This is a genomic window from Pseudonocardia terrae (assembly GCF_021343995.1).
Lineage (GTDB): Bacteria > Actinomycetota > Actinomycetes > Mycobacteriales > Pseudonocardiaceae > Pseudonocardia > Pseudonocardia terrae.
In genome coordinates this window covers 23,697-49,360 of the sequence record NZ_JAJTTE010000048.1, presented here as the reverse complement: position 1 = coordinate 49,360, position 25,664 = coordinate 23,697, and the positions used below count along the sequence as shown (strand labels likewise).

At 73.9% G+C, this 25,664-nt stretch carries 20 protein-coding genes; 1 reads left to right on the top strand and 19 read right to left on the bottom strand.

Going from position 1 to position 25,664, the window contains the following annotated elements; all coding sequences use genetic code 11:
- Positions 1–105: 105 nt before the first annotated feature.
- From trxA to LWC33_RS26495, 3 genes are all read right to left on the bottom strand, one after another.
- On the bottom strand, positions 106–492 hold the full coding sequence (gene trxA, locus LWC33_RS26505) for a thioredoxin (protein WP_233307394.1): 387 nt from the start codon (positions 490–492) through the stop codon (positions 106–108).
- A 355-nt stretch (positions 493–847) separates the two neighbouring features.
- Entirely contained in the window at positions 848–1,900 is a 1,053-nt protein-coding gene (locus tag LWC33_RS26500; RefSeq protein ID WP_233307393.1) for a SulP family inorganic anion transporter, read from the bottom strand.
- 154 nt (positions 1,901–2,054) lie between these two features.
- Entirely contained in the window at positions 2,055–3,263 is a 1,209-nt protein-coding gene (locus LWC33_RS26495) for an adenosylmethionine--8-amino-7-oxononanoate transaminase (RefSeq protein WP_233307401.1), read from the bottom strand.
- Positions 3,264–3,544: 281 nt separating this feature from the next.
- Here LWC33_RS26495 and LWC33_RS26490 point away from each other — a divergent pair, with 281 nt between their 5' ends.
- Positions 3,545–4,444, top strand: coding sequence for a PaaX family transcriptional regulator (locus LWC33_RS26490; RefSeq protein ID WP_233307392.1), 900 nt, complete (start codon positions 3,545–3,547; stop codon positions 4,442–4,444).
- A 118-nt stretch (positions 4,445–4,562) separates the two neighbouring features.
- Here LWC33_RS26490 and dnaE read toward each other — a convergent pair whose 3' ends face one another.
- From dnaE to pgeF, 16 genes are all read right to left on the bottom strand, one after another.
- A complete protein-coding gene (gene dnaE / locus LWC33_RS26485; RefSeq protein WP_233307391.1) occupies positions 4,563–8,093 on the bottom strand; it encodes a DNA polymerase III subunit alpha in 3,531 nt (1,176 codons plus the stop codon).
- Between the two features lie 349 nt (positions 8,094–8,442).
- The gene (locus LWC33_RS26480) at positions 8,443–9,606 is read right to left on the bottom strand and encodes a glycosyltransferase (protein ID WP_233307390.1); all 1,164 of its coding nucleotides are present in this window, start codon (positions 9,604–9,606) and stop codon (positions 8,443–8,445) included.
- Entirely contained in the window at positions 9,603–10,484 is an 882-nt protein-coding gene (locus tag LWC33_RS26475; protein WP_233307389.1) for a hypothetical protein, read from the bottom strand. Before LWC33_RS26475 ends, LWC33_RS26480 begins: the two co-directional genes overlap by 4 nt.
- Complete coding sequence (locus LWC33_RS26470) at positions 10,481–11,308, bottom strand: DUF998 domain-containing protein (protein WP_233307388.1); 828 nt, start codon at positions 11,306–11,308, stop codon at positions 10,481–10,483. Before LWC33_RS26470 ends, LWC33_RS26475 begins: the two co-directional genes overlap by 4 nt.
- A 360-nt stretch (positions 11,309–11,668) precedes the next feature.
- Positions 11,669–12,415 (bottom strand): hypothetical protein, encoded by a 747-nt coding sequence (locus LWC33_RS26465; protein ID WP_233307387.1) that lies wholly within the window; start codon positions 12,413–12,415, stop codon positions 11,669–11,671.
- Positions 12,408–13,292: an RluA family pseudouridine synthase gene (locus tag LWC33_RS26460; RefSeq protein ID WP_233307400.1), complete on the bottom strand. Its 885-nt coding sequence runs from the start codon at positions 13,290–13,292 to the stop codon at positions 12,408–12,410. The genes LWC33_RS26465 and LWC33_RS26460 overlap by 8 nt, the downstream gene beginning before the upstream one ends.
- A gap of 37 nt (positions 13,293–13,329) precedes the next feature.
- Complete coding sequence (gene lspA / locus LWC33_RS26455) at positions 13,330–13,896, bottom strand: signal peptidase II (protein WP_233307386.1); 567 nt, start codon at positions 13,894–13,896, stop codon at positions 13,330–13,332.
- 8 nt (positions 13,897–13,904) lie between these two features.
- Positions 13,905–15,410, bottom strand: a complete 1,506-nt coding sequence (locus tag LWC33_RS26450; protein ID WP_233307385.1) for a potassium/proton antiporter — start codon at positions 15,408–15,410, stop codon at positions 13,905–13,907.
- A gap of 265 nt (positions 15,411–15,675) precedes the next feature.
- Entirely contained in the window at positions 15,676–16,434 is a 759-nt protein-coding gene (locus LWC33_RS26445) for a class I SAM-dependent methyltransferase (protein ID WP_233307384.1), read from the bottom strand.
- Positions 16,435–16,660: 226 nt separating this feature from the next.
- Positions 16,661–19,822 carry an isoleucine--tRNA ligase gene (gene ileS, locus LWC33_RS26440; protein WP_233307383.1) on the bottom strand — a complete coding sequence of 1,054 codons (3,162 nt, stop codon included), beginning with the start codon at positions 19,820–19,822 and terminating at the stop codon, positions 16,661–16,663.
- A 396-nt stretch (positions 19,823–20,218) separates the two neighbouring features.
- Positions 20,219–20,752 (bottom strand): hypothetical protein, encoded by a 534-nt coding sequence (locus tag LWC33_RS26435; RefSeq protein ID WP_233307382.1) that lies wholly within the window; start codon positions 20,750–20,752, stop codon positions 20,219–20,221.
- Between the two features lie 1,180 nt (positions 20,753–21,932).
- Complete coding sequence (gene wag31, locus LWC33_RS26430) at positions 21,933–22,805, bottom strand: DivIVA-like cell division protein Wag31 (RefSeq protein WP_233307381.1); 873 nt, start codon at positions 22,803–22,805, stop codon at positions 21,933–21,935.
- A 53-nt stretch (positions 22,806–22,858) separates the two neighbouring features.
- Complete coding sequence (locus tag LWC33_RS26425) at positions 22,859–23,152, bottom strand: YggT family protein (protein WP_233307380.1); 294 nt, start codon at positions 23,150–23,152, stop codon at positions 22,859–22,861.
- Between the two features lie 3 nt (positions 23,153–23,155).
- Positions 23,156–23,893, bottom strand: a complete 738-nt coding sequence (locus LWC33_RS26420; protein WP_233307379.1) for a cell division protein SepF — start codon at positions 23,891–23,893, stop codon at positions 23,156–23,158.
- Between the two features lie 56 nt (positions 23,894–23,949).
- Entirely contained in the window at positions 23,950–24,690 is a 741-nt protein-coding gene (locus LWC33_RS26415) for a YggS family pyridoxal phosphate-dependent enzyme (protein ID WP_233307378.1), read from the bottom strand.
- 175 nt (positions 24,691–24,865) lie between these two features.
- Entirely contained in the window at positions 24,866–25,600 is a 735-nt protein-coding gene (gene pgeF / locus LWC33_RS26410; RefSeq protein WP_233307377.1) for a peptidoglycan editing factor PgeF, read from the bottom strand.
- Positions 25,601–25,664 lie beyond the last annotated feature (64 nt).

The window sequence follows — 25,664 nt, the reverse complement described above, 5'->3', positions numbered from 1 at the left end:
GCACCCAACAAGCGCGGCCTCACCGCCTACGACCACTGAACACCAGCTTCAAGGAATCGATCATCTAGGCGGCACCCGCGGCCGTACCGGCCGGGGTGTGACGGACTACTGGCTCGCCTGGTCTCCCTGCTCCTGCTGCTGGCGGGCGACCTCGGCCTTGACCTCGTCCATGTCGACCTCCCGGACCTTGCCGATCAGCTCCTCCAGCGCAGGCGCCGGGAGCGCCCCGGGCTGCGCGTAGAGCACCACGCCGTCGCGCACCGCCATCAGCGTCGGGATCGACGAGATGCCGAAGGCCTGGGCCAGCTGGGTCTGGGCCTCGGTGTCGACCTTGCCGAAGGTGATGTCCGGGTGCTTCTCCGAGGCCTCGTCGAAGACCGGCGCGAACTGCCGGCACGGGCCGCACCAGGAGGCCCAGAAGTCGACGAGCACCGTGCCGTCGGCCGCCACGACCTCGTTGAAGTTGTCGGTCGTCAGTTCCACCGTTGCCATGTGGTGCTCAACTCCTCCGGGTCCGCGTGTGTTCCGGGCACCCGCGCAGCCCCTCCGCTCCGCCCAGCGCGGCGGGCAGCGGGGATCCGAGCCGGGAGCGGGCCTCCGGTCCGACCGGGTCGTGCGGCCGGAAGGCGCGGGCGTCGGCGTCGTAGACGAGGACGTCGGCGGTGCCCGCCAGCCACGCGTCGGGGCTGGGCCGGCCGGTGCGCAGCCAGTCGCCCAGGGACCCGAGCGCGCCCCTGCCGTGCCGGCGGGCTCGCTGACCTCGACCCGGCCCCCGGTGCCCCGGTGCCGCCGGGTCCAGGACTCGAGGTGGTCGTAGGCCGTGTGGTCGAGGTAGTCCACGACGAGGTCAACGCGCACGGGCTCGCCGCTCGGCACCTCCTTCAGCACGCAGGCCAGCGCCGGCACCGACAGGAAGCTCAACGTGCCCTCGACGACGACCCGGCGCGGCGCGGTGCCCGTCGGCTCCTCCACCCGCACCCGGGCGCGCGCGGCGCGACGCAGCATCAGCAGCCCGGCCAGCACGAGGCCGATCGCCACGCCCTCGAGCAGGTTGAGGAACACCACGCCGAGCACGGTCACGACGTAGAGCGGGAGCTCGCCGTGGGTCCGGGCGGTGCGGATGTCGGCGGGCTTGCGCCACGGTCAGCATGCCGCCGAGCACGCCGAGCCAGAGCCCGGAGTCGGGCAGCACCGGCAGCGCCACGGACTCGACGAGGTTCCCGGGCAGGTCGACGCGCGGCACGTCGGACAGCGCGACACTCAGCCCGGTGGCGGCGGCAACCGCGACGAGCGCACCCGGCACGGACTTCTGCGGCCCGGGCAGCCGCGGCCAGAGGCCCATGATCGCGATGGCGGTGAGCCCGACGAGGACCGCGCCGCCGTGCAGGTTCGTGAGTTGGGCCGGGAGCTCGCGCAGGTTGGCCGGCGCCCCGGTCTGCGCGCTGCCCCCGAGCACGACGTGCAGCTGGGCCAGCGCGATCGTGAGGCCGATGCCGGCGAGCATGCCGTGCACGACGGCGGGCGGGATGGCCTGGGTGAACCGCGCGAGCCGGGACAGCCCGAAGCCGAGCTGCAGGACGCCGGCGCCGACGGTGATCAGCGTGGTGACCTGCCAGCCGAACTGGTCGACCAGCCCGGCGACGATCACGGTCAGCCCACAAGCTGAACCTGTGGGAGAACGACACCGTGCAGGTCGAGGGCCTCGGGGTCTCGATCGCCGGACCGGCGGCACCCCCGCCCCGCTCCCGTTTCCGCCCCCGTGTCGGTGCCCGCACGCTGCGTCTGCCCACCGATCACATCGAACGGGGAGCCCGTCCGGTTCCCGGCCATTCGTTCCTGAACGTCCGATTCCTTCTGAATCGATCACCCTGCGTGGCCGGACCACCGGGATCGACGCCATCACGATCACCGCCGAACGCTTCGTTCGAGTGAGACCACCGCGCTGCGCGGCGCGCCGTACCCGCCCTCCCGGCGACCGACCGGCCCGATCGTGTGGATCATGATCGTCCGGACCACAGAAGCCCCGATCGGGTGATCGCGGTGTGAACGCCGTGTTACGCGGCGTCCACGACGGCGGCGACCCCGTCGGTGATCCGGGCGAGGTCCGCCGCGTCGCAGACGAACGGCGGCATCGTGTAGACGAGGTCCCGGAAGGGCCGCAGCCACACCCCGGCCTCCAGCGCCGTGCCGGTCGCGGCGGCCATGTCCACCTCGTGGTCCAGCTGGACCACGCCGATCGCGCCCAGGACCCGGACGTCGACGACGCCGGGTGCGGCCCTCAGCGGAGCCAGTCCGGTGGTGAGCGCGGATTCGAGGGAGCGGATCGTGCCGCGCCAGTCCTGGTCGAGCAGGAGCTGCGTGGAGGCGAGGGCCACTGCCGAGGCGAGGGGGTTGCCCATGAACGTGGGCCCGTGCATGAGGACCCCGGCCTCGCCGTCGGTGATCCCGCGGGCCACCTCGGTGCTGCACAACGCGGCCGCCATCGTCACGTACCCGCCGGTCAGCGCCTTGCCGACGCACATGACGTCCGGCGAGATCCCGGCGTGGTCGGCCGCGAACAGCTCGCCCGTGCGGCCGAAGCCGGTCGCGATCTCGTCGAACACCAGCAGCACGTCGTGGGTCAGGCAGAGCTCGCGCAGCACGTGCAGGTAGCGCGGGTCGTGGAAGCGCATCCCGCCGGCCCCCTGCACCACCGGCTCCACGATCACCGCGGCGAGCTCGTCGGCGTGCCGCTCGACCGCCTCCGCCAGCTCGGCGACGTAGTCGTGGGAGAACTGCCGCGGCGGCGCGCCCACGAACACCTGCTGCGGCAGCACGTCCCGCCACAGGCCGTGCATGCCGCCGTCCGGGTCGCAGACGCTCATCGCGCCGAAGGTGTCGCCGTGGTAGCCGCCGCGCCAGGTCAGCAGCCGGTGCTTGCCGGGGCGCCCGCGGGAGCGCTGGTACTGCAGCGCCATCTTGATCGCGACCTCGACCGACACCGAACCCGAGTCGGCCAGGAACACGTGCTGCAGCGGGCCCGGGGTGATCTCGACGAGCAGCCGGGCCAGATCGACGGCCGGGCCGTGGGTGAGCCCGCCGAACATCACGTGGCTCATCCGGCCCAGCTGGTCGGTGATCGCCGCGTCGAGCACCGGGTGGCGGTAGCCGTGGATCGCCGCCCACCACGACGACATCCCGTCCACCAGCTCCCGGCCGTCGGCCGTGGTCAGCCGAACGCCACGGGCGCCGACGATCGGGACCGGGTCCACGACCGCCGGCATCGGGGCGTACGGGTGCCACACGTGGGCGCGGTCGGCGGCCAGGAGGGCGGCGGTGTCGGTCCGGGCGGTGCCGTCGGTCCGGGCGGTGCCGTCGGTCCGGGCGGTGCCGTCGGTTCGGGCGGTGCCGTCGGTTCGGGCGGTGCTGTCGGTTCTGGCTTCGCTGTCGGTCCTGGCGTCGATGTCGAGGGTGGCGCGGGGATCGGCGGTGCTCACGCGGGGACCCTACGTCCCGGCCCGTCGTGCGCGGGGCGGCCGAGGAGGGGCACTATCCTGGGCCGACCATGTCCGCCGAAGCCAGCACGGACGTCGGTCCGGGGGGCGCCGACGTCGGGGATCTCGAGGGTCCCCATCCGGTCCTGTCCCGCCGCCGCGGCCTCGGCCAGACCAGCGCGCGCTCCCTGCTGCTGACCCTGCTGGGCGAGTTCGTGCTGCCGCGCGACGAGCCGGTGTGGACCCAGGTGCTGATCGACGTCCTGGGCGGGCTCGGGGTGGAGAGCAAGTCGGCGCGGCAGGCGCTCGCCCGCACCGCGGCCGAGGGGCTGGTCAGCTCCGACCGGGCCGGGCGCCGGGTGCGGTGGACGCTGACCGACGCCGGGCGCGGGCTCCTCTCGGCGGGCGCCGAGCGCATCTACACCTTCGGCAACCCCGCCCCCGCCTGGGACGGGCGCTGGCTGGTCCTGCTGGTCAGCGTCCCGGAGTCCCGCCGCCAGCTGCGGCACCGACTGCGCACCCGCCTGGCGTGGGCGGGCCTGGGCTCCCCCGCCCCCGGCGTGTGGGTCTCCCCCGACCCCGGCAAGGAGGCCGAGGTGGCCGACGTGGTCGCCGACCTCGACCTCGAGGCCGTGACCAGCTCGTTCGTCGGCCCGTTCGGCCGGATCGGCGAGCAGGCGGACGTCGTGGCCCAGGCCTGGGACCTCGCCGCCGTCGAGCGGGAGTACGAGGACTTCCTCGCCGAGTTCGCCGACGCGGCCCCCGCCGGGCCGGCCGACGTGCTCACCCACCAGGTGCTGCTCGTGCACGCCTGGCGCCGCTTCCCCTTCCTCGACCCCGAGCTCCCCGCGGAGCTGCTGCCGGAGGAGTGGGCCGGCACCCGCGCCGCCGCCCTCTTCGACACGCTGCACAGACGCTGGCAGCGGCCGGCCCAGGCGCACTGGCGCACGCTGGTCCAGCGCGCCGCCTGACCCATTGGGACGACGACCGGCGCCCCCGCTTCATCCGAGCGGGAGCCCCGGTCGTGTGTCCGGGCTCAGCCGGCTCCGGCCTCAGCCGACGAGCTCAGCTGGGTTCGGCTGACCGGGTTCAGCCCAGGCAGCCGGGGCCCAGGAGGGCCTTCAGGTCGCCCATCAGCGCCGGGGTGTTGGTGACCTTGAGGGTGTCGGCCAGCTTCCAGTGCGTGATCTTCGTGCCGTAGACCAGCGACAGGTGCACCTCGGAAGTGCCCGGGTGGTGGGTGAGCACCTCCCTGAGCTGGGCGACCCGCTCCGGGGTGCACAACTCGGTGCGCAGGCTGACCTTGACCGGCAGGCCCGCCTCACCGGCGGCCTGCAGCTCGGGGACGGCGAGGTCGTTGGCGATCAGGGACACCCGGTCGTCCCGCTTGTTGACCCGGGCCTTGACCAGCACGATCGCGTCCTCCGCCACGTCGACGCCCACCACCTGGTAGGCCCGCGGGAAGAACAACACCTCGATGCCACCGGCGAGGTCCTCGATCTGGGCCGACGCCCAGGGCTCGCCGTTCTTGTTCACCCGGCGGTTGACGTTGGTGAGGATTCCGCCGACGGTGACCTGCGCGCCCTCGCCGACCGTGCCCTCGAGGATCGCCGGGATCGGGGTGTCCGCCTTCGCGGACAGGGCCTGCTCGACGCCGTCGAGCGGGTGGCCGGAGACGTAGAGGCCCAGCATCTCCCGCTCGACCGCGAGCTTGTGCTTGGTGTCCCACTCCTCCTCGGGCACCTTCACGTCGAAGATCCCGCCGATGTCCGAGTCGTCGCCCCCGGAGCCGTCGAGCGAGCCGAAGAGGTCGAACTGGCCCATCGACGCGGCCTTCTTGCTACTCATGATCGCGTCGATCGCGTCGGCGTGGACGAGCAACAGACCCTTGCGCGAGTGGCCCAGTGAGTCGAAGGCACCGGCCTTGATCAGGGACTCGATGACCTTCTTGTTGCAGACCACCGCGTCGACCTTGCGCAGGAAGTCGGAGAAGTCGGTGAAGTCGCCCTTCTCCTTGCGCGCGGCGACGATCGCGTCGACGACGTTGAAGCCGACGTTGCGGATCGCGCCCAGGCCGAACCGGATGTCGTCGCCGACCGGGGCGAAGTTGCGCACCGACTCGTTGACGTCCGGCGGGAGGACCTTGATCCCCAGCCGGCGGCACTCGCCGAGGTAGACGGCGGCCTTGTCCTTGTCGTCCCGGACCGAGGTGAGCACCGCGGCCATGTACTCGGCCGGGTAGTTCGCCTTGAGGTAGGCGGTCCAGTAGGAGACGACGCCGTACGCGGCGGAGTGCGCGCGGTTGAAGGCGTAGTCGGAGAAGGGCAGCAGGATGTCCCAGAGCGTCTTGACCGCGTTCTCGGAGTACCCGTGGTCCTTCATGCCCTGGGCGAAGCCGGCGTACTCCTTGTCCAGGATCTCCTTCTTCTTCTTGCCCATCGCGCGGCGGAGCAGGTCCGCCTTGCCGAGCGAGTAGCCCGCCAGCTTCTGGGCGATCGCCATGACCTGTTCCTGGTAGACGATCAGGCCGTACGTCTCGCCGAGGATGTCCTTGAGCGGCTCCGCCAGCTCCGGGTGGATCGGCGTGACCTCTTGCCGCTTGTTCTTGCGGTCCGCGTAGTCGTTGTGCGCGTTCGCGCCCATGGGACCGGGCCGGTACAGCGCGCCGACGGCGGAGATGTCGTCGAACTCCGTGGGGGCCATGCGTCGCAGCAGGTCGCGCATCGGCCCGCCGTCCAGCTGGAAGACGCCGAGCGTGTCCCCGCGGGCGAGCAGGTCGTAGGTCTTCGGGTCGTCCAGCTCGACGTCCTCGATGACGAGCTTCGGCTTCCCGTTGAGCTCGATGTTCTCCAGCGCGTCGTCGATGATCGTGAGGTTGCGCAGGCCGAGGAAGTCCATCTTCAGCAGCCCGAGCGTCTCGCAGACGCCCATGTCGAACTGCGTGATGATCGCCCCGTCCGCCTCGCGGCGCTGGATCGGGATGACGTCGATCAGCGGCTTGCTGGACATGATCACGCCCGCGGCGTGCACGCCCCACTGCCGCTTCAGCCCCTCGAGGCCCCGCGCGGTGTCGATGATCTCGCGGACCTGGGCGTCCGCCTCGTACAGCGCGCGGACCTCGGTGGCCTCGGCGTACCGCTTGTGGCCCGGGTCGAAGATTCCGGACAGCGGGATGTCCTTGCCCATGACGGCCGGCGGCATGGCCTTGGAGATCCGGTCCGCCACGGAGTAGCCGGGCTGGCCGAACAGCACGCGCGCGGAGTCCTTGATCGCGGCCTTCGCCTTGATCGTGGAGTACGTGATGATCTGGGCGATCCGGTCCTCGCCGTACTTCTCCGTGGTGTAGCGGATCATCTCGCCGCGCCGGCGCTCGTCGAAGTCCATGTCGATGTCGGGCATGGAGATGCGCTCGGGGTTGAGGAAGCGCTCGAAGATCAGCTTGTGCCGGATCGGGTCCAGGTCGGTGATCTCCAGCGCGTACGCGATGAGCGAGCCCGCCGCGGAGCCACGGCCGGGGCCGCACCGGATGCCGACGGACTTGGCGTGCTGGATGAGGTCCGCGGTGACCAGGAAGTACCCGGGGAAGCCCATCTGGATGATCACGCCGAGCTCGTACTCCGCCTGCCGGCGGTACTGCTCGGTGACGCCGCCCGGGAAGCGCTTGTGCAGCCCCCGCTCGACCTCCTTGATCAGCCACGACTCCTCCGTCTCCCCCTCGGGGACGGGCGCGCGCGGCATGAGGTCCTGGTGGCCGAACGACACGTCGACCCGCTCGGCGATGGCGAGCGTGTTGTCGCAGGCCTCGGGGTGGATCGGGTCCCACATCGCGCGCATCTCGGCGGCCGACTTCAGGTAGAAGTCCTGCGCGTCGAACTTGAAGCGGTTGGGGTCGGCGAGGGTCTTGCCCGTCTGCACGCAGAGCAGCACCTCGTGCGGCTTCGTGTCGTCCGGGTACGTGTAGTGCAGGTCGTTGGTGGCGACGCCGGGGAGGTCGAGCTTCTTCTTCAGCGCGAAGAGGTCCTCCTGGACCCGCTTCTCGATCTCGATCCCGTGGTCCATCAACTCGCAGAAGAAGTTGTCCTTGCCGAAGATGTCCCGGTAGTCCGACGCGGCCTGGCACGCGTCGTCGAAGCGGTCCTGCTGCAGCAGGCGCGCCACCTCGCCGGACGGGCAGCCGGTGGTGGCGATGATCCCCTTGCCGTAGGTCTCCAGCAGCTCCCGGTCCATGCGGGGCTTGTAGTAGTACCCCTCGAGGCTGGCCAGGCTCGAGAGCCGGAAGAGGTTGTGCATCCCCTCCGTGTTCTCGGCCAACAGCGTCATGTGGGTGTACATCTCACCCGGGTTGTCGTCGCTGACCGTCTGCCCGCCGAGGGTGGCGCGCTTGCGCTCGTGCCGCGAGCCCGGGGAGAGGTAGCCCTCCATGCCGATGATCGGTTTGACCCCGGCCGCGTTGGCCTTCTTCCAGAACTCGTACGCCCCGTAGACGTTCCCGTGGTCCGTCATGGCCAGCGCGGGCATCTCCATCCGCGCGGCTTCCTCGAACAGGTCGTCGAGCCGGGCCGCACCGTCGAGCATGGAGAACTCGGTGTGCGTGTGGAGGTGGACGAAGGAGTCAGTCATGGTCCGCTCCGCTGTTCCCGCTCGCCGGGGCCATCTGTTGCCGAGACTCCCTTCACGCGCTCGCGCGCGGGTGGTGCGGCGGACCCGCGGGGCCCGACGGCGGCCGCCCGGCCGCCCTCGGGGTACGACGTCCGGGTGCACGGCCGGCGACCGGGCGGTGGCCCGTGCGGTGCCGGCGGGTGTCGGGTCCCCGGGTCCGGGGGTGCGGCCAGACTAGCCCCGGCCACCGACAGTTCCGTGACCGCCGCCGGGCCCGCCGCGAACCCGCAGCTCACCGCGTCGGGGTGTGTCGGGGGCCCGGCGCGTCGCCCCCGTCCGGGCGTGTCGCGGGCGCCGGACGGGGCTCCGCTCAGGCCGCCAGCGCGGGCACCGCGGGCCGAGCGGCGACCCGGTCGTAGACCTCCTCGAAGGCGTCGAGCGTGGCGTCGAGGGCGTGCCCGGCGACGAGCTCGCGGGCCGCCGCGCCCATCCGCCGACGGGCCGCCGGGTCGGCCAGCAGCGCGGCGAGGACCGAGGTGAGGACGTCGACGTCGCCCGGCGGGAAGAGCCAGCCGGTGCGGCCGGGCCGGACCAGGTGCGGCAGCGCCATCGCGTCGGCCGCCACCACCGGCTTACCCGCCGCCATCGCCTCCAGCGTGACCAGGCTCTGCAGCTCGGCGACCCCGGGCATGCAGAACACCGCGCACCGCCGGTACGCCGCGAGCAGGGTCTCCTCGTCGACGAACCCGTGGAACACCACGCGGCCGCCGAGCCCCAGCTCCCCCGCCAGCCGCTGCCACGCGCCGCGCTCGGCGCCGTCGCCGACGATCTCCAACCGGACGGGCGCCGCCAGCCGCGCAGTGGCGCGCAGCAGCTCGTCGACCCGTTTCTCCTGGTCCAGGCGTCCGACGAACAGGACGGTCGGGGTCGGATCCTCCTGACCGCCGGCGTAGCGGGCCGCGTCGACGCCGCAGGAGATCGCGGTGGCCGGCAGCCCGGTCGACCGGGTGAGCAGCTCGACGGCGCGGGGTGTGGGCGCGGTCAGGGCGTCGGCGCGGCCGAAGACCCGCCGGACGTCGCGCCACGCGAGGCGGGCCGCGAGCCGGTGCAGGGCGCCGGGGATCCGGGCGTGCGCGACCAGGTTCTCCGGCATGAAGTGGTTGGTCGCCACGAGCGGGCGCCCGGTCGCCGACGCGGCCGCCGCCAGCCCGCGCCCGACCGAGAAGTGCGCCTGCACGTGCACGACGTCCGGGTCCACCTCCGCCAGCACGGTCGCCGCCGCCGGGCCCGCGACCCACGGCAGGCACACGCGGAAGTTCTCGTGCAGCGGGTAGCGGTGCGACGGCACCCGGTGCACGGTGACCCGGCCGTCGCCGCCGCCGAAGCGGTGTACGGCGGACGGACCGTCCGGCGACGGGGCGGCCACGTGCACCTCGTGGCCGCGGCCGGCCAGGCCGGTGGCCAGGCGTTCGGCGAACCGGGCCGCGCCGTTGACGTCGGGCGCGAAGGTGTCGGCGCCGAGCAGGATCCTCACGTCGGTACCTCTCTCGGGGTGGAAGGGCGGGTGGACGGGTGCGGGACGGGCCGCGGGGCCGCGTCCGGGTGGTGCCGGGAGAGCAGGGCAACGCCCGCGGCCGCGACCGCGCCGGCGCCCAGCAGGAGAGCCACGCCGGCGGCGCCGAGCCCGCCGGCCTCGCCGAGCAGGGCCGTGCCGAGCCCGGTGGCCACGAGCGGGTCGACGACGGTCAGTGCGGCCACCACGACCGCGGGCGGGCCGGCCGCGAACCCCTGCTGCACGAGCCAGCCGCCGGCGGCGAGCGCGACGGCCAGAGCCGCGGCCGCGCCCAGCACGGTGCCGACGTCCGCGGTCCCGAGCTGCACGGAGACCGCCCGGAGCAGGGCGGAGACCAGGCCGAACGCGACAGCGCCCGCCGCGGCGAAGGCGACGCACCGGACCCTGCCGGCGGTCCTGGCCGCGACGACCGCGAGGGCGAGGCCCGCAGCCGCGGCGGTGGTCCCGGAGACCAGGAGGAACCGCCCGAGGTCGGCGGGCGCGTCCGGGGTGGCCGCGGCGGCCGTCCGGACGACGAGCGCGACCCCGGCCACGCACAGCGCGGCGCCGGCCACGACCCGCACGGGCGGCCGTTGGTCCCGCAGGCTCAGCGCGACCGCGATCGGGACCGCCAGGACCCCGACCGGCTGCACCACGCTCACCGGGGCGAGGACCAGGGCGAACACGTGCACGCCGGCGCCCGCGGCGGCGAGTCCGGCGCCGGCGAGCCAGCGCGGCCGGGCGAGGAGCTCGCGCAGGTCGACCCGGCGCCGCGGCGCGATCGCCCCGTGCTGGAGCACGGCGCCGCCGGCGAAGCAGAGGGCGCCCACCACGGCGAGCAGGAGGGCCGGCGCGGTCATCGGGAGACGCCCGGGATGCTCACCGGGCGCAGGGCGAGGGTGGTCGTGATCAGCAGCGCGGTCACCGCCCCGTACAGAACCCGCTCCACCCCACCCAGCAGGGGAAATGTGGATGAACCCGCGACGACGATCGGCAGATGGGCGAGGAGGAACGTCCCCGACAGAGCGGCGGTGAGGAGGGCGAGCGCCACGACGCGGCGCCGCGCGGCCTCCCGGATCGCGGACCCGCGGGCCAGGAGCAGGACGGCGACCGGCAGCACGGCGAAGATCCACGCCCCGGCGTAGCGGTGCACGGCGGCGGAGAGGTCCGGCGGGGTGCCCGGCGCGTTGGTGGGGACGACACCCGCCACGACCATCGCCACCGCCCAGCTCGCGAGCAGTCCGACGGGGGCGCGGGAGGCTCCTGCCCGCGCCGCCGCGCCCGCCAGCACCGTCGCGGCGAGGGCCAGCGCGGCCGCCGCGATCCCGAGCACCAGGTGCCCGCCCGGCAGCAGGACGTAGTCGCTCACGGTGTGCACCAGCGGGTCCACGACCGGGGAGTGCAACGCCCCCGCGACGTGCAGGACCGCTACCGCCCACACCGCCACCGCGACCCCCGCCGCCACCAGGGCGGAAGGGAGGGTGAGGGCGGGGCGCTCGGGCGCGGTGGCCGGCAGACGCCCACTACTCGTTGCCGGTGCGGCCGCCGCCGGTGCTGCCGTCGTCCTGCCGTGTGCCGCCCGCACCGAGAGCACCGCCGGCGCCGTCGCAGCCTGCGCCGTCGCGATCGTGGTCCTGGGCGCGACCACCGCCGCCCCGCCCGCCTCGCTCCCCCGCTGTTTCACGTGATCAACGCTCGCAGCGGGGCGGCTCCGCCGGAATCCGGTGATCCACCGAGCCGACCCGGGGGTCACCCCGACCTTTGCCGGGGTCGCCCGCCCCACCATCGGGCCACCAGGGCGCCGGAACCTGCTCGCACACCAGCGGGAATCTCCGCACATGAGCCCAGGCCGATGTGCGAGCCACCGCCCCTGTGTGCGAGCGGCACGGCACTGTGATCAAGGGCGGGAAGGCGTCAGTCGATCTCTCCTCGCACCCTTCCGCCCTTGATCACCGCGAGGCGGCGGGGTGCGGGCGCGATGCGCGAGCGGCGCGGTACGAGGCGGGCGGGGTGCGAGGGGCGGGCGTGATGCGGTGGCGGGCGCTCACGACGCGCCGGGCGCTGCGGGGACCGGGCCGTCGTCGGGGAGGGGGGTGGCAGCCGTGGTCTGCTCGGGCAGCAGCGGGGAGAGGGCGAGCTCGGGCGCCGTGACCCCGGCCGGCGCGGCCTCCACCGCCCGCACCCCCGGCGCCGCGGCGAGCGCCTCCAACCCGGCCCGGTCGGCCGAGACCACCAGCGCCACCACGCACGCACACGATCCCGCTTCGTACGCCGCCGCCTCCGCCCGGGCGACGGCGGCGGGGCGGTCGGTCGACCGGGAGGCATCGGCCCCGGCGGCGTGCTCCGCGCGCTGCCGGGCGGTGTCGAGCGCCGCCGCGACCGGTGCGCCGGCGGGGAGGGTCTCGAAACGCAGGGCCGTCTGCACCCGCGGGATCGGCACCCGGAACACGACCTCGGCCGGCGCGGCGGACCCGATCAGCGCGGCCGCGTCGGCGGTCGTGACCTCCCGGTCGAGCTGTACCAGGGCCAGCGCCTGCTCCCCCGGAGCGGGCAGGGTGGCCGGGAGCCGGGCGAGGTAGTCCGACACGGCCTCGCCCGAGTCGGGCCCGAGCCGCACCTGCCCCTGCGCGACCGCGGGCCCACGTCCGGCGGACAGCGCCCGGGACTGGGCCGTCGCGTACCCCACGGCGGCCAGCACCGCGAGCACGCACGCGATGATCAGCCAGCGGCGCCCCCGCCGGGTGAGCAGACCACCCTCGTCGGCGGAGTCGGGATCGTCCGGCTCAGTCACGCAGCCGCTCGAGGGCCCGGGCGAGATCGGCCGGGTACTCGCTGGTGAACTCGACCCACCGCCCGTCGGCCGGGTGGTCGAAGCCCAGCGAGCGGGCGTGCAGCCACTGTCGCTGCAGCCCCAGGCGCTTGGCCAGCGTGGGGTCGGCGCCGTAGGTCAGGTCGCCGACGCACGGGTGCCGCAGCGCGGAGAAGTGCACCCGGATCTGGTGCGTGCGCCCCGTCTCGAGGTGCACGTCGAGCAGCGACGCCGCGCGGAACGCCTCCACGGTGTCGTAGTGCGTGACGCTCGGCTTGCCGCCCGCGACCACCGCGAACTTGTAGTCGTGCTTGGGGTGCCGGTCGATCGGCGCGTCGATCGTGCCGCTGCTCGGGTCCGGGTGCCCCTGGACGATCGCGTGGTAGCGCTTCTCGACCGTCCGCTCCTTGAACGCCCGCTTCAGCACCGAGTAGGCGTGCTCGGACTTGGCCACGACCATCACGCCGGTGGTGCCGACGTCGAGCCGGTGCACCACGCCCTGCCGCTCGGCCGCGCCGGAGGTCGACACCCGCACGCCGAGCGCGGCCAGCCCGCCGACCACGGTGGGCCCCGTCCAGCCCGGGCTGGGGTGCGCCGCGACCCCGACGGGCTTGTCGACGACGACGATGTCGTCGTCCTCGTACAGCACCGTCATGCCGCCCACCAGCTCCGGCGGCGCGGCGATGACCGCCGGCGCCTCGGGCTCGGGCAGCTCGACCTCCAGCCAGCTGCCGGCGGTGAGCCGGTCCGACTTGCCGGCGGCGCGCCCGTCGAGCGCGATCATCCCGTCCTCGGCGAGCGTGGCGACGACGGTCCGGGACAGCCCCAGGAGCCGGGACAGGCCGGCGTCGACCCGCATCCCGTCGAGGCCGTCGGGCACCGGGAGCTGGCGGAGGTCACTCACCGGCCGGCTCCCGCTCGGCCGCCTTCGCCCGCGTCCCGTCGAGCTCGCGGCCGGTCAGCGCGAGCAGGACCAGCAGGATCCCGCCGCAGACGATGCTGGAGTCGGCGAGATTGAACACCGGGAAGAACGAGCCGTCCGTCCGGACCACGGAGATGATGTCGACGACGTGGCCCTGCAGCGGCCCCGGCGCCCGGAAGAACCGGTCGACCAGGTTGCCGAGCGCGCCGCCGAGCACGAGCCCGAGCGCGATCGCCCAGCCCACCGACCGCAGCTTGCGCGAGATCCGGATGATCACCACGACCACGGCGAGCGCGATGATCGACAGTACCCAGGTGTAGCCGGTGGCCATGGAGAAGGCGGCGCCCGGGTTGCGCACCAGCACGAGGTTGACCAGCCCGCCGAACAACCGCACCGGCGGCCGGTCCTCCAGCGTCGCGACCGCGAGGACCTTGGTCAGGATGTCCAGCAGCAGGACGACGGGCGCCACGAGCGCGAGCACCCACACCCGGCGCGGCGGGAGTGGGGCGGTGTCGGTGCGCTCGGCCGGCTCGTCACTCACACCGTCGATTATGCGGGCTTTCCGGGACCGTCCGGACGGGGGCCGGGATCGGTGTCCCGCCAGCGCACCAGCGCGCCGCCCCGGTCGACGGCGCGCAGCCGCTCCTCGGTGCGCTCGCGGACCTCGGCCGTGGCCACCACGAGCAGCTGGTCGTGCTCGCGCAACCGGGTCTGCCCATTGGGGGTGAAGGCCTCCTCGCCACGCACGACGAGGCTGACCGTGGCGCCCACCGGCAGCCGCAGCTCGCGCAGGTAGACCCCGCGCAGCCGGGAGCCCGGCGGTATGCGGACCTGCAGCAGGTCGGCGTGCAACTCGTCGAGCGGGGCGGCGTCGACCTCGACGTCCCGGGCCTCGACGGGCTGAGCCACCCCCAGCCGTCGGGCCACCCAGGGCAGGGTCGTGCCCTGCAGCAGGGTGAGGATCACGACGAGCACGAACACGACGTCGACCAGGTTCGCCGCGCCGGGAGCACCCTCGACCAGGGAGATCAGCGCGAGCACGATCGGCACCGCCCCGCGCAGCCCCGACCAGGACAGGAACGCCTGCTCCCGCCAGGGCACCGTGAACGGCAGGGCGGCCGCCATCACCGAGATCGGCCGGGCGAGCACGAGCAGGACGCCGGCGGCGATCAGCGCCGGGATCACGGCGTCGACCAGCCGGGCGGGGCTGACGTAGAGCCCGAGCAGCACGAACAGGCCGATCTGGGCCAGCCAGCCGGTGCCCTCGGCGAAGGACAGCACGCCCCCGCGGTGCGGCAGCCGCGAGTTGCCCAGCACGAGCGCGCAGGCGTAGGTGGCGAGCAGCCCGGACGCGTGGGCGAGCTGCCCGGCGGAGAACGCGAGCACGCACACGGCCAGCGCCGCGAGCGGGTACAGGCCGGTCGCCGGCAGCGCGGCCCGGCGCAGCGCCCAGCCGCCGCCGAACCCGAGCGCGAGCCCGATCAGCGCGCCCGCGAGCAGCTCGTAGACGACGAGCAGCGGTGTCATCCAGGTCAGCGGGTCGTCCGAGGCGAGCAGGAGGACGGCCAGGACCACCGGGGCGTCGTTCATGCCGGACTCGAGCTCGAGGGCCCCGGCGAGCCGTGGCGAGACCCCGACCCCGCGCAGCACGCTGAACACCGCGGCCGCGTCCGTCGAGGAGAGGACCGCACCCCAGAGGAACGCGACCCGCCAGTCCAGGCCGAGCACGTAGTGCAGCGCGGTGCCGGCCACCACGATGCTCACGACGACGGCGATCGTCGAGAGCCCGATGCCGATCCCGAGCGACGGCCGCACCGCCTGCCAGCGGGTGGTCAGGCCGCCCTCGACGAGGATGAGCACGAGCGCGGCGAGGCCGAGGTTCTCGGTGAGCGCGGCGTTGGAGAACTGGACGCCGAGGACCGCCTCGCCGAGCAGGATCCCGATGCCGAGGTAGAGCAGCAGCGAGGGCAGGCCCAGGCGGACCGACACCCGCACGGCGAGCACGCCGATCAGCAGGACCGCCGCGACGACCCCGAGCAGGACCTCCAGACTCATCCCCACCCCCGGCTCGTGCGCGAATCACCCTATCGGCGCAGGTCAACCGGTCGTGAGGCGGGTGCCGCCACTGAGCGGCGGCGATGCTCGAAACGCCTGAACAGGCAACACGGGCAGGGTGCAGCGCAGCCGGAGAGCGGACGCTCCTGGCGGGGATCCTGCCGTGCGCCGTGCGGCGCTCGGCGGGCACCTCGTCACGCCCGTGCCGGCGCGCCTGGCCGGCGACTCGCTCGGCGTGGTGTCCGCCTGGTTCCCGATCACGTGATCAGGGGCGCCACACCAGGGTGGCCGCGGTGCGCGGACGCGGGGGGATCGTCCCGAGCGCCGCGGCGACCTCGGGCTCCCGGTCCGGGGGCAGGCACAGCCGCCGGGTGACCCACTCCGGGGAGCTCGGGGCGCGCCGCGCCCGCTCCCAGCGCGTGACCTCCGGCTCGACGCCCAGCTCCCGCAGCACGGCGACGGCGTCGTCGACGGTCGCGGGCTCGGGCCGCTGCAGGTCGTGGAAGCGCACCCAGAGCGGGTCGAGCCAGGCCATCGGGTGCTCGGACAGCATCTCGACGACGACGCCGCGCCCGGCCGCCGCGGTCAGCGCGTCGAGGAAGGGAGGCAGGTCGACGACGTTGTGCAGCACGTGGTGCGACACCACGACATCGGCGGTGCCGGCCTCCCCCGCCACGTCGGGCCACGGGCCGAGGACGGTCCGGACGGGCACCCCGCGCAGGTCGGCGCCCTCCTCGAACAGCTCGAGCATGTCCTGCTGGCTGTCGACACCGGTGGCGTGGGTCAACGGCCCGACCAGCGCGAACGCCGCATCACCACCGCCGCACCCGATGTCGCTGACCGTGCCCGAGGCGCCCAGCAGGGCCAGGCCGGCGGCGCGCGAGGGCGTGTCCTCCGGGACGTCGGGCACGGTGAAGTCCGCGGGGTTGTGCCCCCACGGGCTCACCGGCGCCTGCGCCAGGATCTCCGCCGGGATCCCCCGGCCCGACTGCAGCTCACTCCACCGCGCGGCAGCACTCCCCACGCCGGATCACCCTAGCGATCCGCGGCTCCGCGAACCGGCCCGAGCACCCGCGAGTCGGGGCCTCGCCACCCGGGAGTCGCGCACGACTCGCGGCAGGGCAGAGCGCGACCCGCAGAAGCCCACAGCGCGACCCGCGGGAGCCCACAGCCCGACTCGCGGGAGCCCACAGCCCGACTCGCAGAAGCCCACAGCGCGACTCGCGGGAACCCGCAGCCCGACTCGCGGGTCAGGGGGCGGTGACCGCGACCCGGACCTCGGCGTTCTTCCCCTGCGGGTCGGAGACGCTGCCGGTGCCGGTCGGCTCGGCGACCGCGGCGTAGGCCACGCTCGTCGCCAGCACCTCACCCGTTACGAAGGCCTCGTGGGTCCGGACCGCGTCGAGCACCGGCTCCGGGGCGTCCAGGGTCAGGGCGATCCGGTCCGAGACGTCGAGCCCGGCGTCACGGCGGGCCTGCTGGACCGCGCGCACGACGTCGCGCGCCGTGCCCTCGGCCGCCAGCTCCGACGTGACCTCGGTGTCGAGCACCACGAGCCCGGTGTTGCCGGGCAGCGCCCCGGTGGACTGCGGGTCCGCCGCGAGCAGCCGCTCGGAGAACTCGCCCTCCAGCAGCCGGATGCCGCCGGCCGTGACCGTGCCGTCCTGGTTCGGCGTCCAGTCCCCCGCCTTCACGGCCTTGATCGCCGTCTGGGTCTCCTTGCCCAGGCGGGGACCGCAGGCGCGGGCGTTGACCGTCAGCTCGAAGCGGCCGTGGGTCGCGACGTCCGTGGTCAGCACGACCTCCTTGACGTTCACCTCGTCCCGCAGGATGTCGGCGAACGGCGCGAGGGTCTCCGCGTCGGCGGCGGCCACCGTCAGCGAGGCCAGCGGCAGCCGGACCCGCAGCTTGCGGGCCTTGCGCAGCGACAGCCCCGCCGAGGCCACCTGCCGGACCCGGTCCATGGCCGCGACCAGCGCCGCGTCGTGCGGCAGGTCGCCCGAGGACGGCCAGTCGGTCAGGTGCACCGAGCGGCCGCCGGTGAGCCCCTGCCACAGCTGCTCCATGGTCAGCGGCAGCAACGGCGCGGCGACGCGTGCGGTCACCTCCAGCACCGTGTGCAGGGTGTCGATCGCGTCCCGGTCCCCCGCCCAGAACCGGTCCCGCGAGCGCCGGACGTACCAGTTCGTGAGCACCTCGGCGTGGTCGCGGACCTGCTCGCACGCCCCGGCGATGTCGTAGGCGTCGAGCGCCGCGGTCACGCCGTCGACCAGGTCCGCCGTCTTGGCCAGCACGTACCGGTCGAGGACGTGCGCGGACATCTGCTCGGGGTCCGTCCGGGTGGTCCCGGTGACCCCCGCCGCCCCGGCGTAGAGCGACAGGAAGTACCAGGTGTTCCACAGCGGCAGGATCGCCTGCCGGACGCCCTCGCGGATGCCCTGCTCGGTGACGACCAGGTTCCCGCCGCGCAGGATCGGCGACGCCATGAGGAACCAGCGCATGGCGTCGGAGCCGTCGCGGTCGAAGACCTCGTTGACGTCCGGGTAGTTGCGCAGCGACTTCGACATCTTGGCGCCGTCGTCGCCCAGCACGATGCCGTGCGCCACGCAGGTCTCGAACGCCGGACGATCGAACAGCGCCGTGGCCAGCACGTGCAGCGTGTAGAACCAGCCGCGGGTCTGGCCGTTGTACTCGACGATGAAGTCGCCCGGGTAGTGGTCCTCGAACCAGTCCCGGTTCTCGAACGGGTAGTGCACCTGCGCGAACGGCATCGAGCCGGACTCGAACCAGCAGTCCAGCACCTCGGGCACGCGGCGCATGGTCGACTTCCCGGTCGGGTCGTCCGGGTTGGGCCGGGTCAGCTCGTCGATGAAGGGCCGGTGCAGGTCCGTCGGCCGGACGCCGAAGTCCCGCTCCAGCTCGTCGAGCGAGCCGTAGACGTCCGTGCGCGGGTAGCGCGGATCGTCGGACACCCACACCGGGATCGGGCTCCCCCAGAACCGGTTGCGGGAGATCCCCCAGTCCCTGGCGCCCTCCAGCCACTTGCCGAACTGGCCGTCCCGGATGTTGCCGGGCACCCAGTTGATCTGCTTGTTGAGCTCGACCATCCGGTCCCGGAACGCCGTGACCTGCACGAACCAGGAGTCGACGGCGCGCTGGATCAGGGCGTTGCCGCAGCGCCAGCAGTGCGGGTACGGGTGGTCGTAGGTCTCGTGCCGGAGCAGGACGCCCTTCACGTAGGGGGCACCGCTCTTCAGGTCGCGGATGATGTTCGGGTTGGCGTCGAACACCTGCTGGCCGGTGTATGGCGGCACCTCGACGGTGAACTCGCCCCGCGAGTCGACGGGGACGACGGCCTCGATCCCGGCCGCGTCCGTGACGACCTTGTCCTCCTCACCGAAGGCGGGGGCGATGTGCACGAGCCCGGTGCCGTCCTCGGTGGTGACATAGTCCGCTTCGAGCACCCGGTGCGCGTTCTCCCGGCCGACGAAGAAGTCGAACGGCGGGGTGTAGGACAGGCCGAGCAGCTCGCGGCCGGAGAAGGTGCGCAGGACCTCGGGCTCCTCGCCCAGCTCGCGGGCGTAGGCGCCGACCCGCGCGGTGGCCAGCACGTACTTCTCACCGTTCGCGGAGAGCAGCGCGTACTCGACCTCCGGGTGCACGGCCACGGCGAGGTTCGACGGCAGCGTCCACGGCGTCGTCGTCCAGACCAGCGCCAGGGCGTCGTTCAGCTCGGGGTCGTCGCTCGTGAGCCGCAACCCGACGGTGACGGCCGGGTCCTGCCGGTCCCGGTAGACGTCGTCCATCTTCGTCTCGGAGTTCGACAGCGGCGTCTCGCAGCGCCAGCAGTACCAGAGCACGCGGAACCCGGAGTAGACCAAGCCCTTGTCCCACAAGGTCTTGAAGGCCCACATGACGCTTTCCATGTAGTCCAGGTCGAGCGTCTTGTAGTCGTTGTCGAAGTCGACCCAGCGGGCCTGGCGAGTCACGTAGTCGCGCCACTCGCCGGTGTAGCGGAGCACGGAGGTGCGGCACGCCTCGTTGAACTCGGCGACGCCCATGCTCTCGATCTCGGACTTGTGGTTGATCCCGAGCTGGCGCTCGGCCTCCACCTCTGCGGGCAGGCCGTGGGTGTCCCAGCCGAAGCGGCGCTCGACGTGCTTGCCGCGCATGGTCTGGTAGCGCGGGACGACGTCCTTGACGTAGCCGGTCAGCAAGTGGCCGTAGTGCGGCAGGCCGTTGGCGAAGGGCGGGCCGTCGTAGAAGACGAACTCGTTGCTGCCGTTCTCGCCGGCGGGGCGCGCCTCGACGGAGGCGACGAACGTGTCGTCGGCCTCCCAGTACTTGAGGACCTCGCGCTCGAGCTGCGGGAACGAGGGATGCGCGGGAACCGGGGGGTAGCTCTCGCTCATGGCGGTCGGGTGCTCCTCGTGCAGTCCGTTGCTGTCTGCACGGGGACGACTCGATGGTGCTGAGCCGCGGTACCACCCCGCTTGCCCCGCTCGCGCGGGACCGCTCGTTCGACGGCTGTGACGGGCCGAACCCGTCCGGTTCTACTCCCCGGCCCTGCCGGGTTTCTTCCGGAGGCTCCCCGGTGATGGCCGGATCGGTGCCTGTGTGACCAGGGTAGCGCGCCCGGTCGACAGGATATTCCGCGGGACGTCGGGCGCGACGTCCCGCGGCGGCCCGGGGTGCGTGCGGACCGACCGGACGGCCCGGTGGGCCGGCGGACCGGCGACGGGCCGGGCGCGGGGTGCGCCCGGACGAACAGTCCGGACGACCAGGCAGAAGTGATCAGGCAGGGGCGATCAGTGGGCCGCGGCCTGGTGTCGGCCCGCCATGGTGCGGTCCGGGTTGCACCAGCCGCACGGGGTGAAGCCCAGCTCGACCGCCTCCTTGGCCGGCAGCGGGATCACCGAGCGCCCGGGCAGCGACCGGCAGCCGGCCAGGTGGTAGCGCGGCTGCTCGTCGACCACGACGACCTCGTCCTCCAGCTCGGCGACCAACGCCGCGACCGTGGCGTCCCGAGGTTCCTCCGGGGGCTCGCCGTGCGGCCCGGGAGGCGGCATCGAGCCCACCGGTGGCGGACCGCCGGCGGGCTGCTGCCCGGCCGGGGCCTGCTGAGCCGGCTGGCCCTGCTGGTCCGGGGGCTGGTCGGGCTGCCCCTCGGACGGCTGGCCGGCCTGCTGCGGCTCTGCACCCTGGGCGGAGCCGGTGTGGGCCGGCGTCGCCACCGTGGGGCCGTCGATGTCCGAGGCCGAGGCGGACGCCGCCCCGGAGCCCGGGGTCGACGCGCTCCCGGGGGCCGCCGCGGACTTCGCCGAGGTGTCCGGCGTGGTCACGTCGCCGGACGTGGCGCCCGTCGCCGATGCGGCGCTCTCCGCCGACACGGCTTCCGGAGCCGACGCAGCCAGGGCCGACGCGTCCGGTGCCACACCTCCGGGCGCAGCAGCGGAACCTGCGGCCGGGCCGGCTGCCGCCGTGCCGCCGGCCCGACCGGGTTCCGATGCCTGGTCCACCGCCTCGGCGGACACGGGGGACGCCGCCGGGGACCCAGCCGGAGCCGGGGATGCCTCTCCGGCCGGCTCCACGTCCGACTTCGCTGCGTCGGACTTCGCCGTTCCGGACCCTGCAGCGTCGGACCCCGCAGCGTCGGACCCCGCAGCATCGGACGCCGCAGTGCTGGACGTCCCTACTCCGGGCTCCGCCGCCGGATCCGCGGAGGACGCCTCCTCTGCCGCGCCCGCGCGGGTGCCCGCCTCGTCGGCCGAGGGGCCGGACGCCGGCTCCTCGCTCTCGTGCTTCGCGTGCGCCGCACCGGCTACCCCGGCAACCGCGGCTCCCGCCGCAACGCCGGCCGCACCGGCCGCCACTGCTCCACCGGGGACCGCCCCGGTCTCCCCCGACGGAGAGCCGGGATGCCCCGGGGCGTCGACATGACCCTCGTCGCCAGTCACGCTGCGTGACGCAGATTCGCTCGACCGTGTGTCGCCGCCGAGAGCGCCGGACGGTCGCTCGGCTGAGCCGGACGGTCCCACCCGGGGCATCACGGAGGTCGCCTCGGCGTCGGACCCGGAGTCCGGGACGACACCGTGGCCGGAGTCCGAGGAGGACTGTCCACGCTCCACCCCGGGCCGGCCCGGGGTCACGCGTCCGGGTGAGCCCTGGCCGAACACCGGGAGCACCTCGGTGACCGGCTCGATGTCACGCCGCGGCGCCTGCGGCCCGCCCTGCGGCGCCACGGGGGCGCCGGAGGCGGGTTGCTGCGACTCCGCGCCCGCCTTCACGGCCGAGCGGCGTTGCAGCCAGTCGACCAGCAGGGCCACCGCGGCCGCCACGGAGACGGCCACGGAGATCCACGCCCAGAGCACGCTGCCCGAGAGCAGCGCCACGACCAGCAGGCCGAAGGCGATGAGGACCAGAACGAGAACCAGCAGCAGCACTGTTCACCCCGTGTACGGCGGGCGGCGGCGCGAGTGACGCACTACCGCCCACCAGTCGTTCGGACGACGGGCCGGGCCGTCAGCTTCCGGCGTCCGCACGCTGGCCGTAGCCGCTGGCGGCGTACCCGCCGTTGGCGTTCGACCGGGCGGCGTCCGACGGCGCGGCCGAGCCCCGACCCTCGAGGTCGCGCAGCTGCGACTCCAGGTAGGTCTTGAGCCGCGTGCGGTACTCGCGCTCGAAGGTCCGCAGCTCGTCGATCTTCTTCTCCAGCACGCCCTTGTCGCGCGTGATGGTGCCGATGATCTCGGTCTGCTTGCGCTCGGCCTCGCTGACCAGCGACGACGCCTTGTCGCGCGACTGCCGCTCGAGGGTCTCGGCGCGGGTCCGCGCGTCGTTGAGCATCGTCTCGGCGCGGGCGCGGGCGTCGTTCACCAGGCCGTCGGACTTGGTCCGGGCCTCGCTGAGCAGCTGCTCGGACTTGGCGCGCGCGTCCGACAGCATCGAGTCGGCCTCGTTCTTGGCCTCGGCGGTGAGCCGGTCGGCCATCTCCTGGGCCAGGCCCAGGACCTTCGCGGCCTGGACGTGGTGGTCCCCGCCGGCGGCGTCGCCGTCGCCCATCGGGCCCATCGCGCGCTGCGGCTCGACCGGCCGCGGCGGCTGCGGCGGCTCCACGGGCCGGATCTGCTGCGTGGGCGGCGGGCCGGCCTGGGCCCCCATCCCGCCCTGCTGCGGGCGCGAACGCGCCTCCTCCAGGTCGGCCTCGGCGTTGCCGAGCCGCTGCTCGAGCTGGGAGACCTGCTCGCGCAGGTCCTCGTTCTCCTCGATCAGCCGGGCCAGCTCGGCCTCGACCAGATCGAGGAACGCGTCGACCTCGTCCTCGTTGTATCCCCGCTTACCGATCGGGGGCTTGCTGAACGCGACGTTGTGAACGTCGGCGGGCGTCAGCGGCATCGGATCACCTCATGCAGTCCTCGGCGGCAAACCGGCTGGCGGGTGACTGGGGCTCACGCCACCGCCGGTCTGGCAATGCTCATCAGTATGAACACCACCAGCAGCAGAACCATAATCGAGAGGTCCAGTCCGACGCCCCCGATCCGGACGACGGGGATCACTCTCCGCAACAACTTCACCGGTGGGTCGGTGACGCTGAACACCATCTCGAGGGCCGCGGCGGGGCGCCCGGCGGGCACCCACTCGCGCGCGAACGAGTGCACCAGCTCGACCACGATGCGCGCGACGAGCAGGAGCCAGAAGAAGAACAGGATGTAGTAGATGACGAACTGGAGGACGATCGGCACGCCCTAATCCTGGCGGAAGAGGCCCCGCTCTGCGAGCCTCCGGGCGTCGTCGGCCGAGACCTCGACGTCCGCCGGTGTCAGGAGGAACACGCGGCTCGTGACCTTGTCGATGGAGCCGCGCAGCGCGAACGCCAGGCCTGCGGCGAAGTCGACGAGACGGCGCGCGGCGGCCTCGTCGAGGTCGGTCAGGTTGATGATCACCGGGACGCCGTCGCGGTACCGCTCGCCGATCGTGCGGGCCTCGGTGAAGCTGCTGGGCTGCAGGGTCGTGATGCGGGCCAGGGCGGCCGCGCCGCGGTCGCGCTGCTCGGGCACGGAGGAGGACGCCGCGACCGGCGCGGGCGGCTCCGGAGCGGCCCGCAGGACGGACTCCTCCCGGTCCACGGCGAGGGCGCCGCGCGTCGTCGGGGACCCCGCCGAGAGGCCGCCGCCCGCCCCTCCGGACAGCCCGCCCGTCGAACGGACGGGTTCGCGCGGGGGGCGCGCCGGACGGACGGGCTCGCGCGCCGACCGGTGGCTCCAGTCGTCCAGGGGCCGCTCGTCGCGGCCGGTCTCGTACTCGGCATAGCTGCCCCGGGGGTCGGGCGCGTCGTCGAAGCGGTCGTCCGGGTCCGACCAGCGGTCGGTGCGGGCGCGGGGCGCGCGGCGCGGATCGGCGAAGGCGTCCGGCTCGTCGGCGTAGTCCATCTCCTCGGCGGGCACCATGCCGAAGTAGGCCTTGAGCCGGTACATCGCACTCATCCGTGCTCCCAATCCTCGACGCCCCCGATGCCGGTCCGCCCCCGCGGACCGGGCAGTCACCGGGAGGTTAACGTCCGGTCCCCCACAAGGGCCGTTCCGACACGCGCGACCGTCGAACCGTGACGGATCGCCACCTCCAGGTCCCCGCTCATCCCGGCCGACAGCACGGTCGCGCCGGGGTGCGAGGACCGCACCCGCCTACCCGCCGCCTCGATCGCGGCAAACGACTCCTCGACGTCGGCACCCAGCGGGGCGACGCTCATCAGTCCGTCGAGGACGAGCCCGGAGGCCCCTGCGACCTGGTCCGCGAGCTCCTGCAGGCCCTCGTCGGGCACACCGCCGCGGTCCGGGTCACCGTCCACGCTGTACTGGACGAGCACCGGCAGCGGTTCCGTCCGCAGGCCCTCGTCGAGCGCGCGGAGCACCGCCTTGTCCAACGCGGCGGCCAGCCGGGGCGAGTCGACGCTCTCGACCCGTGTCACCCACGGGACCACCAGCTTCGCCTTGTTCCGCTGCAGCCCGCCGACGAAGTGCCACCGCAGCGGCGCGTCCGGCCGCAGCGCGCGGAGCTCCTCGACCTTCGCCGCCGCCTCCTGCGCCCGGTTCTCGCCGAACGCGAGGAGCCCGAGGTCGACCAGCGCCGCGACGTCGGCCGCGGGGATCGTCTTGGTGACGGCGAGCAGCTCCACCTCGTCCGGCTCGCGCCCGGCCGCGGCACAGGCCTTCGCGATCCGGGCACGCACCTCGCCGAGGCGGCGCTCGAGCTCGGCGCGCCGTTCCGGGGAGGCGTCCTTCATCACGCGGCGAACCTTACGGAACGTGGCCACCGGGACCCGCGAGCCGAAGGGGTGGTGTCGCGAGCATCACGCAACCGTGATGTCTCCCGAACGTCCACAGCTCCATGACCGCGGGGTGATGTCCGGGGCCGTCGTCGTCGGTGCCGTTCCCGCGCGGCGTACTCGGGCACGGTCGTCAGGCGCGGTCGTCGAGCCAGATCACGCCGGCGAGACGACCGGTCCGCGCGTCCCGGCGGTGGCTGAAGAGGGCCGGGTCCTCGAGGGTGCAGCGCGGGTCGGCACCGACCTTCGTGACGCCGAGGTCGGCGAGCTGGCGATACAGGCCCGCACGGACGTCGACCGACGGCGTGCCCCGCCGGGTCGTCGCGGCGCTGCCGGGCAGCGCCGACTCCACCTCGGCGCGCATCTCCGCCGGCACCTCGTAGCAGAGCCCGCAGACCGCCGGCCCGAGCAGCACCTCGATGTCCCCGACGGTCGCGCCCAGCTCCTGCATGGCCGCCACCGTCGCCGGCACGACCCCCGCGGCCGCCCCGACCCGCCCTGCGTGCGCCGCGCCCACCACGCCGGCCAGGGGGTCCGACAGCAGCACGGGGGCGCAGTCGGCGGCCAGCACCGCGAGCCCGATCCCCGGGACGGCGGTGACGGCGGCGTCGGTCTCCGGGACGTCGGGTGCACTGCGCCGCGGGGGCTCGGTGACCGTGACCACGCGGGTGCCGTGCACCTGGTTCAGGAACACGGTGCCGCGCAGGCCCAGCTCGCGGGTGAGGCGGTAGCGGTTGGCGTCGACCGCGGCGGGGTCGTCGCCCACCGCGCGGGACAGGTTGAAGCTGTCGAAGGGCGCCGTGGACCGGCCGCCCGCCCTCGTGGTCACGACCCTGCGGACCCGCGCGCGCTGCGCCGTCTCACTCACCCCACGACCCTATCCACGGCGCATCCGGTGCCTCGCACACCACATCGCCCTCCCGCACAGCGGT

Coding starts and splice junctions, on each gene's coding strand:
- LWC33_RS26420 (WP_233307379.1), bottom strand. CDS start 23,893: ATGAGTGCGATGTACCGGCTCAAGGCCTACTTCGGCATGGTGCCCGCC.
- LWC33_RS26415 (WP_233307378.1), bottom strand. CDS start 24,690: ATGAAGGACGCCTCCCCGGAACGGCGCGCCGAGCTCGAGCGCCGCCTC.
- LWC33_RS26500 (WP_233307393.1), bottom strand. CDS start 1,900: ATGGCGTCGATCCCGGTGGTCCGGCCACGCAGGGTGATCGATTCAGAA.
- LWC33_RS26450 (WP_233307385.1), bottom strand. CDS start 15,410: ATGAGTCTGGAGGTCCTGCTCGGGGTCGTCGCGGCGGTCCTGCTGATC.
- ileS (WP_233307383.1), bottom strand. CDS start 19,822: ATGAGCGAGAGCTACCCCCCGGTTCCCGCGCATCCCTCGTTCCCGCAG.
- dnaE (WP_233307391.1), bottom strand. CDS start 8,093: ATGACTGACTCCTTCGTCCACCTCCACACGCACACCGAGTTCTCCATG.
- wag31 (WP_233307381.1), bottom strand. CDS start 22,805: ATGCCGCTGACGCCCGCCGACGTTCACAACGTCGCGTTCAGCAAGCCC.
- trxA (WP_233307394.1), bottom strand. CDS start 492: ATGGCAACGGTGGAACTGACGACCGACAACTTCAACGAGGTCGTGGCG.
- LWC33_RS26495 (WP_233307401.1), bottom strand. CDS start 3,263: ATGCCGGCGGTCGTGGACCCGGTCCCGATCGTCGGCGCCCGTGGCGTT.
- LWC33_RS26460 (WP_233307400.1), bottom strand. CDS start 13,292: ATGCGGGTCGACGCCGGCCTGTCCCGGCTCCTGGGGCTGTCCCGGACC.
- LWC33_RS26475 (WP_233307389.1), bottom strand. CDS start 10,484: ATGACCGCGCCGGCCCTCCTGCTCGCCGTGGTGGGCGCCCTCTGCTTC.
- LWC33_RS26490 (WP_233307392.1), top strand. CDS start 3,545: ATGTCCGCCGAAGCCAGCACGGACGTCGGTCCGGGGGGCGCCGACGTC.